Genomic DNA, 16,885 nt, shown 5'->3' on the forward strand with positions numbered 1-16,885 from the left:
GCCGCCCGCCCCCCCCCCCCGCCCGCCCCCCCCCCCCCCCCCCCCCGCGCCCCCCCCCCCCCCCCCCCCGCGCCCCCCCCCCCCCCCCCCCCCCCCCCCCCCCCCCCCCCCCCCCCCCCCCCCCCCCCCCCCCCCCCCCCCCGCGACTCGTGCGTTTTCTGCCGTCCGGCGGCCCGACTGTCCGGCCTCGCGCCGATAACATTTCGCAAGCATCTTCCGACAAAAGGGTTGACGCTTCGCACAACGAGCCTTTACCATCGCCCCCGTCTGAATTACATGGAGTGTTCTGTGAACACCGATGCGAGTTGTAGTTGGTCCTCGACCAACTTGACTGCTGCCTGAGGAAACCGCGCAGAGCCTCGTCTTCTGCCGCATCCCGGGAAGCAGGATGCGGCGTCCTTCCGGCCTGACCGGCCAGAATCCCCCGCCGAATTTTTTCGATATCGCCGAATGTCCGCGCTGCGCAACCCTGCGTTGCAGCGTGCGTACGTTCGTGCTGCGCACAGCGCAAGCTGCGTGCGTGTTCCGTTCGCGTGCCGTCCGGCCGCGCGCCCTCGTGCGTGCGCGGCTTCCGATCGCCCGTGCCGCCTACTCGCAACCGACAGGAGTGCAGATGAACTCGGACGACAGTAGTCGATTACCGCTCGCCGGTGCGACGCCGCGCATCGTTCCTCCGACCGCACTCCGCGCGCCGGCGAGCGTTCCCCCCTTCACCGATCCACAGCCGATCGCGCCTGACGCGATGCGGCGGGGAGCGCTCGTGCGTCGCTGACGTCACGGTCGCTCCCCGCCCGCCGCCTCATGCGCAAGGAGCGACTCATGACACGACACAACACTTCGCAAACATCGCAAAAGAAACAGCGCGGCTTCATCAACGCCGGCCCCGGTCAGCAGAACGAACCGCGCAACATGCGCGCCGCGCAGGAAGCGGCCCGCCCGCTCGAAGAAACCTTCAAGTCGCTGCGCACCAGCACGCGCGGCCTCACCTACGACCAGGCCGCCGATCGCCTGCAGCACAACGGTCCGAACGAGATCGCGCACGACAAGCCGCCGCACTGGACGCGCCAGCTGCTGCACGCGTTCCACAATCCGTTCGTCTACGTGCTGCTGGTGCTGGCCACGATCAGCTTCTGCACCGACGTCTACTTCGCAGCGCCCGGCGATCGCGACTTCGTCGGGATGACGATCCTGCTGACGATGGTCACGATCAGCGCGCTGCTGCGCTTCGTGCAGGAATTCCGGTCGCTGCGCGCGGCCGAAAAGCTCAAGGCGATGGTCCGCACGACGGCGACCGTGCAGCGCGCGTTGACCGACGTGTCCGAGCCCGCTCGCCGCGAGGTGCCGATGCGTGAAGTGGTGGTCGGCGACATCGTGCACCTGTCGGCCGGCGACATGATCCCCGCCGACGTGCGCCTGCTCGCGTCGCGCGACCTGTTCATCAGCCAGGCCGTGCTGACCGGCGAAGCGCTGCCGGTCGAGAAATACGACACGCTCGGCGCGGTCGCCGGCAAGTCGGCCGGCGCAGGCGCGACGGGCTCGTCCGCCGCCGCGAACGATGCGTCGAAGTCGCTGCTCGATCTCGAGAACGTGTGCTTCATGGGCACCAATGTGGTGAGCGGCACCGCGACGGCCGTGGTCGTCGCGACCGGCGAAGACACCTACTTCGGTTCGCTCGCACGCAACGTCGTGAGCCACAAGCGCATCGAGACCAGCTTCGACCGCGGCGTCGCGAGCGTGAGCTGGCTGCTGATCAGGTTCATGTTCGTGATGGTGCCGATCGTGTTCATGATCAACGGCCTGACCAAGGGCGACTGGCTGAGCGCGCTTACGTTCGCGCTCGCGGTGGCCGTCGGCCTCACGCCCGAGATGCTGCCGATGATCGTGAGCGCGAACCTCGCGCGCGGCGCGATCGCGATGGCGCGTCGCAAGGTCGTCGTGAAGAGGCTGAACTCGGTGCAGAACTTCGGCGCGATGGACGTGCTGTGCACCGACAAGACCGGCACGCTCACGCAGGACAAGATCATCCTCGAGCACCATCTCGACCTGTCCGGCCACAAGAACGAGGACATCCTGCGGCTCGGCTGGCTGAACAGCTTTCATCAGAGCGGCCAGAAGAACCTGATCGACATCGCGGTGGTCGCGCGCGCCGACGAGATCGGCGAGCGCGTGAAGCCGCACGGCTACAAGAAGATCGACGAGCTGCCATTCGACTTCGTGCGGCGCCGCCTGTCGGTCGTGGTCGAGGACACGCACGGCACGCACCAGCTGATCTGCAAGGGCGCGGTCGAGGAAATGCTCGCGGTGTCGACCCACGTGCAGGACGAGGACGGCGTACGTCCGCTCGATTTCGTCGCACGCAACCGGCTGCTCGAACAGGCGAACGCGTACAACGAGGACGGCTTCCGCGTGCTGGTGCTCGCGACGCGCACGATCCCGCGCGGCGACGAACTCGAACAATACCGCACCGCCGACGAGCGCGATCTCGTCGTGCGCGGCTTCCTGACCTTCCTCGATCCGCCGAAGGAATCGGCCGCGCCGGCGCTTGCCGCGCTGCGCGAGAACGGCGTGTCGGTGAAGGTGCTGACGGGCGACAACCCGACCGTCACGATGAAGGTCTGCCGCCAGGTCGGCCTCGAACCGGGCAAGCCGATGCTCGGCGCCGAAATCGAGGCGCTCGACGACGCGACGCTCGCCGAGGTCGTCGAACGCACGACGGTGTTCGCGAAGCTCACGCCGCTGCAGAAGGCGCGCATCGTGAAGGCGCTGCAGGCGAACGGCCACACGGTCGGCTTCCTCGGCGACGGCATCAATGACGCACCGGCGCTGCGCGACGCCGACGTCGGCATCTCGGTCGACAGCGGCGCCGACATCGCGAAGGAAACCGCCGACATCATCCTGCTCGAGAAGAGCCTGATGGTGCTCGAGGAAGGCGTGATCAAGGGCCGCGAGACGTTCGGCAACATCCTGAAGTACCTGAACATGACCGCCAGCTCGAACTTCGGCAACGTGTTCTCGGTGCTCGTCGCCAGCGCGTTCCTGCCGTGGGAGCCGATGCTCGCGACCCAGCTGCTCGTGTTGAACCTGATCTACGACACGTCGCAGATGCTGCTGCCGTGGGACAAGATGGATCCCGAGTTCCTGAAGAAGCCGCGCAAGTGGGAAGCCGGCAACATCGGCCGCTTCATGCTGTGGGTCGGGCCGACGTCGTCGGTGTTCGACATCACGACCTACGTGCTGATGTGGACCGTGTTCGGCGCGGGCGCGATGTATCACCTGCACGGCGGTTCGGGCGGCCAGATCGTGATGAACTCGGGCTGGTTCATCGAGAGCCTCGTGTCGCAGACGCTCGTCGTGCACCTGCTGCGCACGCAGAAGATCCCGTTCCTGCAGAGCACGGCCGCGCTGCCGGTGCTGCTGTCGACGTTCACCGCGATCGCGATCGGCTGCTGGCTGCCGTTCTCGCCGTTCGCGGATTCGCTCGGCTTCATGCACCTGCCGGGCACCTACTGGCTGTGGCTCGCGGCGACGATGGTCGGCTACATCCTGCTCGCGCAGATCGTCAAGACGATCTATGTGCGTCGCTACAAGCAGTGGTTCTGATCGCCTCCGAAACGACGGCGTGCCGGCCCGCGCGGGCCGGCCGCCCACGACACGACAACGGTGACTTCATGAAAAGAATGCTTTCTCTCGCGGCCGCGAGCGCCCTGCTCGCGCCGTTGTACGCGTACGCGGCCCATCCGCTCGTCAGCGACGACACGGGTACGCAGGGCAACGCGAACTGGCAGTTCGAGTTCAACGGCGAGCAAACCTCGAAGCAGGACGAAAACGGCCGCCATCAATTGTGGAACGCAACGCTCACGCGCGGGTTCGGCGAGCACGTCGATCTCTACGTGAACGCGCCTTACACGCATCTGCAAACGCGCACCGACGACCACGGCGCAGGCATCGGCGATGTCGAGATCGGCATGAAGTGGCGCTTCGTCGAACGCGGGCCGCTGTCGCTTGCGCTGAAACCGCAGGTGACGATGCCGACCGGCAACGACGATCGCGGGCTCGGCACAGGCCGCGTCGGCACCGGCGCCACGCTGCTCGCGCAAGCCGACGTCGCGCGCTTCTCGCTGCTCGCGAATGCGGGCCTCGCGTACCAGCCGAACCGCCAGGGCGACCTGCGCTCGGTCTGGGCCGTGTCGGCCGCGGCGCTCTACAAGGCGACCGACAAGGTGCAGCTCGTGGCCGACATCGGCCTGTCGCGCAACACCGAGAGCACGGCCGGCGCGAATCCGGCGTTCGTGATCGCGGGCGCGATCTACTCGCCGAAGCCCTGGCTCGATCTCGACGTCGGCTACCGGCATGGGCTGAACGACCAGACCTACCGTCATTCCGTCATGGGTGGGGTAACGGCGCGGTGGTGATGTTGCATGTCGAACCACAATATGACGGGTCGCCTTCGGGCGACCCGTTTTTTCATCCGCGGTCGTTCCCACCGAACAGTTGCGCGCACACGGCGCGCCCCTCTTCGGTCAAGGCGGCGCTGCCGGTGCCGTCGTCGTTCAGCGTCGTCGCGCTCAGGCCGGCGGCGTCGAGTTGCGTCAGCACGCGGCGCAGCGTGCTCATCGGCAATTGCGTGCGCTTCGCGATCTTCGGCAGCGACCACGTTTTGCCGGACGGATCGGTCGCGGCTTCATGCAGCGTCGCGAGCGTCGCAACGAGTGCGGGATCGAGCGGGGAGTCGTCGGGTTCTGAAGTCATCGGGTCGGGTTCGTGAGCCGGCGCCGGGCCGGCATTCGGGCGGAAGGCGATCGCGGACACTATACGCCCGGTCACGCGCCCTTGATCGAGGCGCGCATGAACGACACGAAACGCGTGGTCACGGGATCGTCGCGGCCGGACAGCCACGCGAGCCCGACGCGCCATTTCGCGTCCCTGCCGGCGAGCGGCAACACGGTCGCGTCGCGCAGCAGGTACTGCGCGTGCGACGGAATGAACGCGACGCCGACCCCGGCCGCGACCGACGTGAGCACCGATTGCACGTCCTCCGCCTGCTGCGTGACCTGCGGCACGAAGCGCCGCCCGACGCACCACCGGTCGATCTGCGCGGCGAGCCCGGGACCGCGTGCGCGCTGCAGCGCGATGAAGCCGATCTCGTTGAGCACGTCGAGATCGGCCGGCACGCGCTTGAAGCCGAGGTGCGGCGGCACCGCGAGCGCGAGCGCCTCGTCGATCACCTTGAACGACGACAACCCTTCATCCGACGGCAAACGCAGGAACCCCGCGTCGAGCTTGCCCGCGCGCATCCGGCGGGTTTGCTCGGACGACGACAGGTCGCTCAACGTGACCGCGACACCCGGATTGCGGCGCCGGAATTCCGCGACGAGTTTCGGCACGAGCGTCAGCACGGACAGGCAGATGCCGAGCCGCAGATGGCCGCGTTGCCCGCTGGTCGCCTCCCGTGCACGCGCGAGGATTTCATCGGCATCGCGCACGAGCGCCTGCGCGTCGGGCAGGAAGCGTTCACCGAACGGCGTCAGCTCCGCGCCATGCCTGCCGCGTTCGAACAGCTTGCCGCCGAGGCTCGCCTCGAGCGCGCCGATCTGCTTGCTAAGCGCCGGCTGGCTCATGTGCAGCGTGTCGGCCGCGCGGCTGAAATGGCTGAGTTCGGTGACCGTCAGGAAGGTTCGGAGCAGTTTCAATTCCATTCTTTTAAGGAATCGTAGCGATCGAAACATTCATTTTACTGATCGAACCGCGTGGCGTTCAATACGGGCATGCCCTTCACGGAATTCACTGTCATGCCTGTTGATCATCTAGCCGAGTGCCTGACCGATATGTCGTGCGATACGGTCGTCGCCGACACGGGCGGTGTCGAGCCCGACACGCCGATGCCCGAGCGTCGTACCGCACGCTCCGACGGACGCGGCCGCCGCTTCCGCTTCGGCGATGCGCTGGACGACACGCCGCCGCGTGTCGTCACCAGTTCGATCGCGATCAGCTTCGCGGTCGTGTCGCGGCGGAACTGGCCGCGCTGATTCGACGCAGCGGGCGCCTTTTGCCCGCCGCACGCGTTCGGCGCTTCACAAAAGCCTCGACATTCCGCCCGGATCGCACACGATTGCGCGCACATCCATCGTCATCGCCACACAATCGACCTTATAATTTCCCGCACCCGCTGACCGCCCACGCATTTCGCGCCGCCGCAACGCGCGTGAAAAGGAGACTCTCGCTTGACCGGACTCATCGCGCGCCTGCCTCGCGCCCGGACCACCCTGCTCATCGCCCTCTCGTTCCTGACACTTGCGTTCGCAACGAACGCGTCGGCGCAGCGTGCGCAGCCGCATCGCACGGCGACGCCCCATGCGCATGCGAAAGTCGTCAAGAAACAACCCGCCCACCGCAAGCACAAGGCCGTCAAGCACCGCCGCCCGCGCGTGACGCATCATGCAGTCAAGCGTCACGCGGCGCCCGCACCGCAGCACCGGCGCGCGAAACGCACGAACGCGGTTCGCCCGCGCCCCGCCGCGCAGCCGCGCCTGCTCGCGAGCTGCGGCTACAGCCCGCGCGCGGTGCACTCGCTGCATTCGCGCGCGGCCTACGTGCTCGACGTCGACTCCGGCACACCGCTGCTGGCCCGCAACGCACGCACGGTGCGGCCGATCGCGTCGATCTCGAAGCTGATGACCGCCGTCGTCGCACGCGACGCGGACCGGCCGATGAACGGCGTGCTGCGCGTCACCTCTCGCGATCGCGACACGATCAAGTTCACCGGTTCGCGGCTGCCGATCGGCGCCGAACTGTCGCGCCGCCAGATGTTCCATATCGCGCTGATGTCGTCGGAAAATCGCGCGGCCGCCGCGCTGAGCCGCGACTATCCGGGCGGCCGTGCCGCGTTCGTGAAGGCGATGAACCGCGAGGCGCGCCGGCTCGGGATGCGCGATACGCATTTCCGCGAACCGACCGGCTTGTCGCCGCACAACGTGTCGACCGCCGAGGATCTCGCGCGGCTCGTCGGCGCGGCCGCGCAGGATCCGCTGATCCGCTATTTCTCGACGGACACGTCGACCACCGTGCAGGCCGGCGACGGCGAGCTGCTGTACGTGAACTCCGATCCGCTCGTGCGTGACGGCCGCCTGCCGATCCGGCTTCAGAAAACCGGCTTCATCAACGAATCGGGGCACGGCGTCGTGATGCGCATGCGCGTGAAGGGCCGCCGCGAAACGGTCGTGCTGCTCGGCGCACCGACGCGCGCCGGCGTGTCGAGCGATGCGCTGAAGATCCATCGCTGGCTGACCTGCTCGATCCGGTAAACGCGGCGCGCGCGGCCGGCACATTCATCCACGAAGGAGCGATGCCATGCAGGACGAATACCGTTTCAACGCGTTCGGACGCCTGCTCGCCGTCGTGCGGACGAACGGCCGCTGGGCGGTGTTCGATCTCGGCACCGAAGGCAAGCGGCGACCGGCCAACCTGCACGTTCCGTCCGCGCTCGCCGCGGACGAACTCGCGCAATATCTCGGCGACCTGCTGCACGAAAATGCGTCGCCGAAGTACAACGACGTCGTGCCGGTTCCGTTGCCGCGCCGCGCGTAGCGTCCGGCCGCACACTGCCCACCGTCCGACAATCGGCGGTTGCCGAGCCGCCGCCCGCTGTTCCTCTCCCGGCCTCGCCGGCGCATCGTGCGTCGGTGCGCGGTGCGTCGTACGTCATGCGCCGTGCATCGCGAACGCCCGCCAAACTAGACAGCTAAACTTGCAAGTTTAACTGTCGTGTTCTATGATCCGCCGCATGACTCCGCCACGCACACCCCGCATTTCCGCCGACACCGTCGCCGCCGACTTGACCCTCGCGGTCGGCCAGCTGATTCGACGGCTGCGCGCCGAGATCGAATCCGAAGGGCTCGGCATGTCGCAGACGAGTGCGCTCGCGCGGCTCGAACGACAGGGCCCCATGACGACCGCCGATCTCGCGCGCGCCGAGGCGATGAAGCCGCAGTCGATGAAGGCCATTCTCGCGGGTCTCGAGGAAGACGGGCTCGTCGAACGCGAGCCGCATCCGACCGACGGCCGCCAGATCCTGTTCCTGCTGACCGCGGCCGGCCTGGCTGCACGGCGCAAGCGCAACACCGCGAAGCACAAGTGGCTTGGCGCCGCGATCGAGAAGCTCGACGCCGAAGACATCCGCACACTCGCCGCCGCGATTCCGCTGATCCGGCGCATCGGCGAGCAGTGATCCCGCGTGCGTGCCGCGCGGCATTCGTACGGCACGTGCCCCTTCTCCCCATGCACGGAGCATCCGCATCATGAGCACAACCCGTCTCGACACGCATACGGCACTCGTCGTCATCGACCTGCAAAAGGGCATCGTCGCGCTGCCCACCGCCCACCCGGTCGCACCGGTGATCGAGCGCACGCGCGAACTGCTCGACGCCTTCCGCAGCCGCGGCCTGCCGGTCGTGCTCGTCAACGTCGCCGGCGGCGCACCGGGCCGGACACAACTGCCGCCGCGCAAGGATCCGTTCCCGGCCGACTGGGCCGAGCTCCTGCCCGAACTGAACCGCCAGCCGGGCGACCACGCCGTGACGAAGAAGACCTGGGGCGCATTCACCGGCACCGATCTCGACGCGTACCTGAAGGCGGCCGGCGTCACGCAGATCGTGCTGGCCGGCATCGCGACGAGCATCGGCGTCGAATCGACGGCCCGACAGGCGCACGAACTCGGCTATAACGTGACGCTCGCGGTCGATGCGATGACCGACCTCAACGCGGACGCGCACACGAACAGCGTCGAACGGCTGTTCCCGCGGCTCGGCGAGACGGGCTCGGCGCACGAGATCGTCGCGCTGCTCGACCGGCGCGGCGCGTGAACGACCAACGCGCGCGGCCGGCGCCGGGCCGTGCGGCCGAACGGCTCGGTCCGTCGATCTGGAAAGTCAGCGCGGTCGCGACGCTCGGCTCGCTGCTGTCGCAGCTCGACGCGACGATCGTCAACGTCTCGCTGTCGAGCCTCGCGACCGATCTGCACGCGAGCCTGTCGACGATCCAGTGGGTGACGAGCGGCTACCTGCTCGCGCTCACGCTGGTGTTGCCGCTGAACGGCTGGCTGGTCGATCGCATCGGCGCGAAGGCGCTGTACCTGTGGTGTTTCTCCGCTTTCACGCTGACGTCGGCGCTGTGCGGGCTCGCGTGGTCCGCGCCGTCGCTGATCGCGTTCCGCGTGCTGCAAGGCGTCAGCGGCGGGCTGCTCGCGCCGATGGCGCAGATGATGATCGCGCGCGTGGCCGGCCAGCAGATGGCGCGCGTGATCGGCTATGCGGCGGTACCCGTGCTGATCGCACCGATCCTGGGGCCGGTCGTCGCCGGTACGATCCTGCAGTACGCGTCGTGGCGCTGGCTGTTTCTCGTGAACCTGCCGGTCGGCGCGCTGGCGCTGGCACTGGCCGTGTGGTTCCTGCCCGGCGACCGCGAGGAAACGCAGCGGCGCGAACTCGACTGGGTCGGCCTCGCGCTGCTGTCGCCGGCGCTCGTGCTGTTCCTGTATGGCGCGGAGCGCATCGACGCGGTGCCCGGCATCGCCGCGATCGCGGGCTCGGTGCTGCTGCTCGCCGCGTTCCTGCGCGTCCAGCTGCGCAAAGGCGAGCGGGCGCTGATCGACCTCGCGCTGTTTCGCTCGCGCGTGTTCGGCGCGGCGGCGGCCACGCAGTTTCTGTCGAACGGCGCGATCTACGCGGGCCAGATGCTGATTCCGGTGTTCCTGATCGAGGCGTGCGGCCGCTCGCCCGGCGAGATGGGCTGGCTGCTGGCGCCGCTCGGGCTCGGCATGCTCGTCACCTATCCGTCGATGGGCGCGCTGACCAGCCGGTTCGGCGTGCGCCGGCTGGCCGCCGCCGGCGCGCTGCTCGCGCTCGCCGCGACGCTGCCGTTCGTGTATCTCGCGCTGGCCGGCTACGATCCCGCCGTGCTGGTGCCCGCGCTGTTTCTGCGCGGGATGGGTCAGAGCGCGATCGGCGCGCCGTCGATTTCCGCCGCGTATGCGTCGATCGAGCGGCACAACCTGCCGATGGCGACGACGTCGCTCAATATCGTCCAGCGCCTCGGTGGCCCGACGTTCACGACGATGTGCACGCTGTTTCTCGCGTGGCGGCTGCAGGCCGAATCCGCGTCGACGGGCGGCACGCACGGGGCCGCCTACGCGTGGACGTTCGGCCTGCTTTGCGCACTGCACGCGGCGAGCTTCGCGACGACACTGCGGCTGCCGCGATGGTCGAGCGGCGCGGGCGGACGGCCCGTCAGGGCCGCGCGGGACGGTTCGCGCTGAGTGTCGCGGCTGCGCCGTGCACGCAGCGCCGCTGCTACAGCCACATCGGCACGATCGACGCCGCGAGCAGGATCCCCAAGCCCGCATTCACGCAGCGCCACTGCCGCTCCGTGCGGAGCACGCGCGCGAACAGCAGCCCGGCACAACACCAGAGCGACAGCGACGCCATCGCCGCCACGCCGAACGCCAGCCCGAGCAACGCGCCGAGCCGCACGGGGCCCGACGCGAGCGCGGCGAACGACGCGGCCGCGCCGAGCGTCATCGCCCAGCCCTTCGGGTTGTGCCACAGCATCCATACGCCGCTGACGAATCCTTGCGGCCGCTGCACGGCCGCGTCGACACCGGGCTTGCCGCCGCGCGCGATGCGCGTGGCCAGCCACAGCAGATACAGCGAGCCGAGCACCTTCATCCCGAGCTGCAGCGCGGGCAGGGCCAGCAACACGCTGCCGAGCCCGGCCGCGGCGGCGGCGGCCATCGATGCCAGGCCGGCCGCGATGCCCGTCATCATCGGCAGCGAACGCCGATAGCCGAAATGCGCGCCCGATGCGGTTGCGAGGGTCGTCGCGCCACCCGGTGTCACCGTGGACACGATCACGAACAACAGCAGCGGCAAATAGTCTTGAAGCGGCACACGGGCTCCCGGTTCGGGTCGTCGAAGCTCCGTTTTACCCGCGCTCCGTGCATTACGACAGCGAAAGCTTTTTATGCCAGTCATTAGCATTCATAATGCGAACCATGACACGCAACCTCGACATCGCCCTGCTTCGCGCCTTCGTCACGGTCGCCGATCACGGCAGCATGACGGCGGCGAGCCGCGCGCTGCACCTGACGCAAGGCGCGGTCAGCCAGCAGGTCGCGCGGCTCGAAACGCTGTCCGGCCCGCTGTTCGTGCGCGAGCATCGCAACCTGCTGCTCACGGCGGACGGCGAGCGTCTGCTCGCGCAGGCGCGCCGGCTGCTCGCCGCGCACGACGCACTGCTGACCGAGCTGACGGCCGGTGCGATGGAAGGCGCTGTGCGCATCGGCGCGCCGCAGGATCTCGTCGGCAGCTGTCTCGCGCCGATCCTGAAAGGCTATGCGCACGCGCATCCGCAAGTCGCGCTGTCGCTCGTGTGCGCGGCGTCGCCCGCACTGCGCAAGGCGCTGAGGCAAGGCGAGATCGATGTCGCGCTGATCGAGGCGCCGGTCGGGCCGTCGCGCGGCGAATGCATCGCCGTCGACCGTCTGGTCTGGGTCGGCGCGAAAGGCGGTAGCGCCCATCTGCAGACGCCGCTGCCCGTGTCGATGGTCGACCAGACCTGCGCGTTCCGCCCGACCGTGCTCGACGCGCTACGGGCCTGCGATCGCGCGTGGCGCACCGTGTTCGAGAACGGCAGCATCGACGCGACGGCCGCGACCGTGCGCTCCGATCTCGCGGTGACCGTCTGGCTCGCGTCCACCGTGCCGGCCGATCTCGACATCCTGCCGGCCGACAGCGGCCTGCCCGCCCTGCCGAACTTCGCGATCAACCTGCATCTGCCGCGCGGCCAGCACGCGCCGGCCGCGGCGGAACTGGCCCGCCATTTGCGCAACGGCTTCGCGCGCGTGCGCGCAGCCGCTTAGCGGTGAAGCTTCCCGCGTTCCGCCTCCCGCCTCCCGCGTTCCCCCAGCTTTCCGCTTTCCGCTTTCCGCTTTCCGCCTTCCAATTTCCGCTACGTGACCCCCGGCTCCTGCTGCGCCGGCGTCACGCCCGCCGCTTCCAGCGCCTGGTGCAGTGTCGGGAAAATGCACGACGCGCCGACGATCTCCGTGATCCGGTGGCGCTCCATATCGGCGTGCAGGTAGCGGTTCACGCGCCCGAACAGCACACCGATCCGGCGCGCGTGCAGCGCCTTGACGAGATCGGTGAGCGTCCGCGCGGCCGAGTAATCGAGATCGGTGATCGCGCCCGCGTCGACGATGAACCAGCGCAGCGGTACCGGCGACGCGTCGACGAGTTCGGTCACTTCGGCGGCGAACCGATGGTCGTTCGCGAAGAACAGGTCGGAGCCGAACCGGTAGACGATCAGCCCCGGCGCCGTCATCGCGCCCGGCCGGGCCGGCACCGGCAGCCACCGCCCGTTGCCGTCGGCGGCTTCGAGCACCATCGTGTGCGGCTGATAGCTGTGCCGCACGTGCCGCATCAGCGACAGCGCGACGGCCAGCAGGATCCCGTGCTCGACACCGACCGTCACGACGGCCGCGGCGGTGACGAGCGCGAGCGTGAATTCGCCGGGGCTTTCCCTGCGGATCGCCGCGAGGCTGCGCACGTCGATCAGCCCGAGCGCGATCGTGAACACGATGCCGGCCAGCACCGCATGCGGCAGGTACTGCAGATACGCACTCAGGAACAGCAGCACCGCCGCGACGACCGCGGCGAACGCCAGATGCCCGATCTGGCTGCGCACGCCCGCGCCGTCGGCCATCGCGGTCTGCGTCGGGCTGCCGTTGACGACGAACGCGCCGCCCACCGCCGCCGCCGCGTTCGCGGCCGCGAGCCCGAGGATGTCGGCGTTGGTGTCGACGTCCTCGCCGTACTGCTGCGCGAACACGCGGGCCGCCGCCGCGCTCTGCGCGATGATCATCACGAAGCACGACGCGGCGACCGGCACGAGATCGAGGAACTGCTGCCACGTGACGGACGGCCAGCGCAGCGGCGGCAAGCCGCCCGCGACGGGCCCGAGCACGGCGATGCCTTGCGCGGCGAAGCCGAAGCAGTCGCTCGCGGCGATGCTGCCCGCCACCGCGATCATCGGCATCGGCACGCGCGGCACAAAGCGCTTGCACGCGAGAATCGCGACGACGACGAGCGCCGCGAGCGCGAGCGTCGGCCGATGCGCGTGGATCGCATGCGTGACGACGTAGTCGAGCTGGGCGACGCTGCGCGATGCCGGATACGGCACGGACAAGCCGAGCATGTCGCCGAGCATCGCGATCGACACCTGCACGCCGACGCCGGCCAGGAAGCCGACCAGCACCGTGCGCGACAGGAAATCGGCGAGAAAGCCGAGCTTGAAGATGCGCGCGAGCAGCAGCATCGCGGCGGTCAGCAGCGCGACCATGCCGGCCAGCGCGACGTACTCGGCGCTGCCCGCCGGCGCCATCGACGACAGGCGGCTCGCGAAAATGGTCGCGGTCGCGGAGTCGGCGGCGACCACCAGATGGCGCGACGCGCCGAAGCACGCGAACGCGATCAGCGGCAGGAACACGGTATAGAGGCCCGTCACGGCCGGCATGCCGGCGATGCGCGCATAGCCGAGCACCTGCGGGATATCCATCGACGCGAGCGAGATGCCCGCGAACATGTCGCGGATGGCCGACGCGCGCCGAACCGGCAGAATGCCCTTCAGCAGCCGCACGCGTGACGGCTGGCTTTCGTTGGAATCTTGCATGCGTGAAATGCGTGGTTGACCGGAACGACGTGGAAGCGGGGTTCGCGAAGCCGTTCGCGCATCGTGCCCCGAGCGGGCGATGCGTGGCAAGTGCATAGTATGTTGCGCTACGTGAGCACACGGACTCGACGACACAAGGCCACAAGGAAAATCCGCGCAACGGCGAGAATGTTGAGGAGCCCTGCGTCATGCATTCGCGGCATCAGGCCGGAACCCGATGGCACAATCACGGTCCCTTTCATGTGCCCTTCACCGGGCGCGCGCCGCGTCGCGGTACAGATTCAACGCACGAGAAGGCCCCTGTCCACCCTTATGACCCTGAACGAATCCTGGTTTGCGCCGCTCGTCGGCATCCTCATCCTGCTCGCCGCCGCCGGCGCGATCGCCGCCGCCGTCCATTTCCTGCTGTTTCGCGTAGTCGCGCGCCTCGCGCGGCTGTCGGCCACCCGCATCGACGACGCGCTGTTCGAGTTCGGCGCATTCAAGTGGCTGAACCGCATCGTGCCGTTCGTCGTGATCAAGCTCGGGCTCGGCGCGGTTCCCGGCATTCCCGCCGTGGCCGCGCAGGCTGCCGACAAGGTGCTGTTCGCGCTGATCGTGTTCCTGGTGTCGATGACGATCAGCGCGACGCTGTCCGCGCTCGAACACTCGCATCGCACGAGCCGGCGTGACCAGCCGCGCCTGTCGCTGAAAGGCGCGATGCAGCTCGTCAAGCTCGTGATGTTCATCACGGCCGCGCTCGTCGTGATCGGCGACGCGACCGGCAAGCAGATCGGCCTGCTGCTGTCGGGCATCGGAGCGATGTCGGCGGTGCTGATGCTGATCTTCAAGGACACGCTGCTCGGCCTCGTCGCCGGCGTGCAGCTGTCGTCGAACGACATGCTGCGGATCGGAGACTGGATCACGATGCCGTCGGCCGGCGCGGACGGCACCGTCATCGACATCACGCTGAACACGGTCAAGGTCGCGAACTTCGATCACACGATCATCACGGTGCCGACCTGGAAGCTGATCACCGAGAGCTACCAGAACTGGCGCGGGATGACCGAGGCCGGCGGGCGCCGCATCAAGCGCGCGCTGTTCATCGACGCGACGAGCGTGCGCTTTCTCGGCAACGACGAGATCGAACGGCTCGAACGCCTGACGCTGCTGAAGGACTACCTGGCAGACAAGGTCGACGCGATCGCGCAATGGAACGGCACGCTCGGCGCGGCCGGCGAATGCCCGGCGAACCGCCGCCAGCTGACGAATCTCGGCACCTTCCGCGCGTACGTCGCGAACTACCTGAAGGGCCATCCGCACATTCGCCGCGACATGACGTGCATGGCGCGCCAGCTGCCGCTGACGGCCGAAGGCATTCCGCTCGAACTGTACTGCTTCACCGACACGACGACCTGGGTCGATTACGAGGCGATCCAGTCCGACCTGTTCGATCACCTGATCGCGGTGCTGCCGGAGTTCGGGCTGCGTGTGTACCAGCATCCGTCGGGCTTCGACATGCGCCGGATGGTCGACACGGCGCAAGCCGGACTGCCCGCGCCGTCCGCGCGGTGACGCTTGCCTGCGCGGCCGGCAACGGGTCGCCGCCAGGAACGCGGTGTCGCGGCGGGCGCCGCGCCGCTCACCGCCCCGCGCACTCGGACGCGAGCCGCCCCACCACCTTCAGCGCCTCCTCGATCTGCCGCGACCACGGATAGCTGTAGTTGAGCCGGATGAAGTGCCGATAATCGGCGGTTGCCGAGAACATGTGGCCGGGCCCGATCGTGATCCCTTGCGCGAGCGCGAGCGCATACAGCTTCATCGCATCGACCTGCCGCGGCAGCTCGACCCACAGCACGTACCCGCCCTGCGGCTGCGACAACCGCGTGCCTTCCGGGAAGAAGCGCCGCACCATCGCGCTCATCAGGCTCGCCTGCTGCGCATACTGCTTGCGCATCCGCCGCAGATGAAAATCGTAGCCGTCGTGCTTCAGGTATTCGGCAATCGCGAGCTGCTCGATCGCGGGCGTCGCGAGCGTGTTCAGGAATTTCAGTTTCTCGACCTGGTCGCGGTAGCGGCCGGGCATCGCCCAGCCGATCCGGTAGCGCGGCGACAGGCTCTTCGTGAACGATGCGCAATGCAGCACGAGCCCGTCGCGGTCGTACGACTTCAGCGCGCTCGGCGTCGTGTCGCCGAAATGCAGCTCGTGATAGACGTCGTTCTCGATCGCGGGCACGCCGTGCTTCGCGAGCAGCTCGACGAGCGCGCGCTTGCGTGCATCGGGCATCTGGAAGCCGAGCGGATTCTGGAAATTCGGCATCACCATGCACGCGGCGATGCGCTCGCGCGCGAGGATCCGTTCGAGCGCGTCGAGATCGATGCCGTCGCCCGGATGGGTCGCCACCTCGAGCGCGCGCATGCCCATCCGCTCGATCGCGTGCAGCATCGCGTAGAACGTCGGCGACTCCACCGCGATCGTATCGCCCGGTTTCGCGACCGCCTGCAGGCACAGGTTGATCGCCTCGGTCGCGCCGATCGTCATCACGATCTCGCCCGGCTCGACCGGAATTCCGCGCTCCGCGTAGCGCCGCGCGATCTGGCGGATCAGCTCCGGGTTGCCGGGCGGCAGGTCGTCGATCACGCCCCAGCGCGTGCGGCGCCGCCCGATCGTCTGCGCGTAGCGTGCGAGACGCTGCACCGGGAACTGCGACGCATCGGGATACGGCGAGCCGAGCGGCACCGCGTCGTCGCGCGAGATCGTGCGCAACGTCGACAGCACGAGCCGGCTCACGTCCACCGCCGACGGCTCGGCCGCCGGCGCCGACATGTGCAGCTCTGCCTCGGCCGGCGCCGTGGCGCGCGCCCGCACGAAGTAGCCCGACTGCGGCCGGCTCTCGATCAGGCCGCGGCTCTCCAGCACGAGGTACGCGCGCAGCACGGTCGTGACGCTGAGCTGCTGCTGCCGGCTCGCCTGGCGCACCGACGGAATCCGCTCGCCGGGCCGGTACACGCCGCGCTCGATCTGCGCCTGCAGATCGTCGGCCAGTTGTTCATAACGCTTCACGCGCCTCCCTTTCAACTTCCCTTCAACAACACAGTTGCGGTCCGCACTGCCCGGATGGCCGAAACTGTACTCTTTTTTGAAGATGAAAGGTGTACACACAGCGGCCGGAGCGCCGCGCGTACT

At 68.5% G+C, this 16,885-nt stretch carries 15 protein-coding genes; 10 read left to right on the forward strand and 5 right to left on the reverse strand.

The window, feature by feature from the left end:
• Window positions 1-819 precede the first annotated feature (819 nt).
• Together mgtA and DIE02_RS19120 are read left to right on the forward strand one after the other, a co-directional pair.
• The gene (gene mgtA, locus DIE02_RS19115; protein ID WP_124489634.1) at window positions 820-3,600 is read left to right on the forward strand and encodes a magnesium-translocating P-type ATPase; all 2,781 of its coding nucleotides are present in this window, start codon (window positions 820-822) and stop codon (window positions 3,598-3,600) included.
• Window positions 3,601-3,668: 68 nt separating this feature from the next.
• On the forward strand, window positions 3,669-4,412 hold the full coding sequence (locus DIE02_RS19120) for a transporter (protein WP_124489633.1): 744 nt from the start codon (window positions 3,669-3,671) through the stop codon (window positions 4,410-4,412).
• Between the two features lie 52 nt (window positions 4,413-4,464).
• Here the strand turns inward: DIE02_RS19120 and DIE02_RS19125 are convergent, their stop codons facing one another.
• Window positions 4,465-4,749, reverse strand: a complete 285-nt coding sequence (locus DIE02_RS19125; protein ID WP_044843344.1) for a transcriptional regulator — start codon at window positions 4,747-4,749, stop codon at window positions 4,465-4,467.
• Between the two features lie 71 nt (window positions 4,750-4,820).
• Window positions 4,821-5,696, reverse strand: coding sequence for a LysR family transcriptional regulator (locus DIE02_RS19130; protein ID WP_124489631.1), 876 nt, complete (start codon window positions 5,694-5,696; stop codon window positions 4,821-4,823).
• A gap of 93 nt (window positions 5,697-5,789) precedes the next feature.
• On the opposite strand from DIE02_RS19130, the gene DIE02_RS19135 reads away from it, so the two are divergent.
• From DIE02_RS19135 to DIE02_RS19160, 6 genes are all read left to right on the forward strand, one after another.
• Window positions 5,790-6,026: a hypothetical protein gene (locus DIE02_RS19135; protein WP_185702642.1), complete on the forward strand. Its 237-nt coding sequence runs from the start codon at window positions 5,790-5,792 to the stop codon at window positions 6,024-6,026.
• A 195-nt stretch (window positions 6,027-6,221) separates the two neighbouring features.
• Window positions 6,222-7,301 carry a serine hydrolase gene (locus tag DIE02_RS19140; protein WP_124489629.1) on the forward strand — a complete coding sequence of 360 codons (1,080 nt, stop codon included), beginning with the start codon at window positions 6,222-6,224 and terminating at the stop codon, window positions 7,299-7,301.
• Window positions 7,302-7,347: 46 nt separating this feature from the next.
• On the forward strand, window positions 7,348-7,584 hold the full coding sequence (locus DIE02_RS19145) for a hypothetical protein (RefSeq protein WP_044843266.1): 237 nt from the start codon (window positions 7,348-7,350) through the stop codon (window positions 7,582-7,584).
• Between the two features lie 184 nt (window positions 7,585-7,768).
• Complete coding sequence (locus tag DIE02_RS19150; RefSeq protein ID WP_124489628.1) at window positions 7,769-8,224, forward strand: MarR family winged helix-turn-helix transcriptional regulator; 456 nt, start codon at window positions 7,769-7,771, stop codon at window positions 8,222-8,224.
• Between the two features lie 70 nt (window positions 8,225-8,294).
• Window positions 8,295-8,858 carry a cysteine hydrolase gene (locus tag DIE02_RS19155; RefSeq protein WP_124489627.1) on the forward strand — a complete coding sequence of 188 codons (564 nt, stop codon included), beginning with the start codon at window positions 8,295-8,297 and terminating at the stop codon, window positions 8,856-8,858.
• Window positions 8,855-10,309: a DHA2 family efflux MFS transporter permease subunit gene (locus DIE02_RS19160; protein WP_124489626.1), complete on the forward strand. Its 1,455-nt coding sequence runs from the start codon at window positions 8,855-8,857 to the stop codon at window positions 10,307-10,309. Before DIE02_RS19155 ends, DIE02_RS19160 begins: the two co-directional genes overlap by 4 nt.
• 34 nt (window positions 10,310-10,343) lie before the next feature.
• Here DIE02_RS19160 and DIE02_RS19165 read toward each other — a convergent pair whose 3' ends face one another.
• Window positions 10,344-10,940, reverse strand: a complete 597-nt coding sequence (locus tag DIE02_RS19165; protein WP_124489625.1) for a LysE family translocator — start codon at window positions 10,938-10,940, stop codon at window positions 10,344-10,346.
• Between the two features lie 95 nt (window positions 10,941-11,035).
• On the opposite strand from DIE02_RS19165, the gene DIE02_RS19170 reads away from it, so the two are divergent.
• The gene (locus DIE02_RS19170; protein ID WP_044843261.1) at window positions 11,036-11,911 is read left to right on the forward strand and encodes a LysR substrate-binding domain-containing protein; all 876 of its coding nucleotides are present in this window, start codon (window positions 11,036-11,038) and stop codon (window positions 11,909-11,911) included.
• 89 nt (window positions 11,912-12,000) lie between these two features.
• On the opposite strand, the gene DIE02_RS19175 is transcribed toward DIE02_RS19170, so the two are convergent.
• Window positions 12,001-13,719, reverse strand: a complete 1,719-nt coding sequence (locus DIE02_RS19175) for a SulP family inorganic anion transporter (protein WP_124489624.1) — start codon at window positions 13,717-13,719, stop codon at window positions 12,001-12,003.
• Between the two features lie 312 nt (window positions 13,720-14,031).
• Between DIE02_RS19175 and DIE02_RS19180 the strand changes: the two genes are divergently transcribed.
• Complete coding sequence (locus tag DIE02_RS19180; protein ID WP_044843259.1) at window positions 14,032-15,273, forward strand: mechanosensitive ion channel family protein; 1,242 nt, start codon at window positions 14,032-14,034, stop codon at window positions 15,271-15,273.
• Between the two features lie 67 nt (window positions 15,274-15,340).
• Here the strand turns inward: DIE02_RS19180 and DIE02_RS19185 are convergent, their stop codons facing one another.
• Window positions 15,341-16,762 carry a PLP-dependent aminotransferase family protein gene (locus DIE02_RS19185; RefSeq protein ID WP_124489623.1) on the reverse strand — a complete coding sequence of 474 codons (1,422 nt, stop codon included), beginning with the start codon at window positions 16,760-16,762 and terminating at the stop codon, window positions 15,341-15,343.
• Window positions 16,763-16,885 lie beyond the last annotated feature (123 nt).

The sequence above is a fragment of the Burkholderia sp. Bp8991 genome (assembly GCF_003853795.1).
Classification (GTDB): domain Bacteria; phylum Pseudomonadota; class Gammaproteobacteria; order Burkholderiales; family Burkholderiaceae; genus Burkholderia.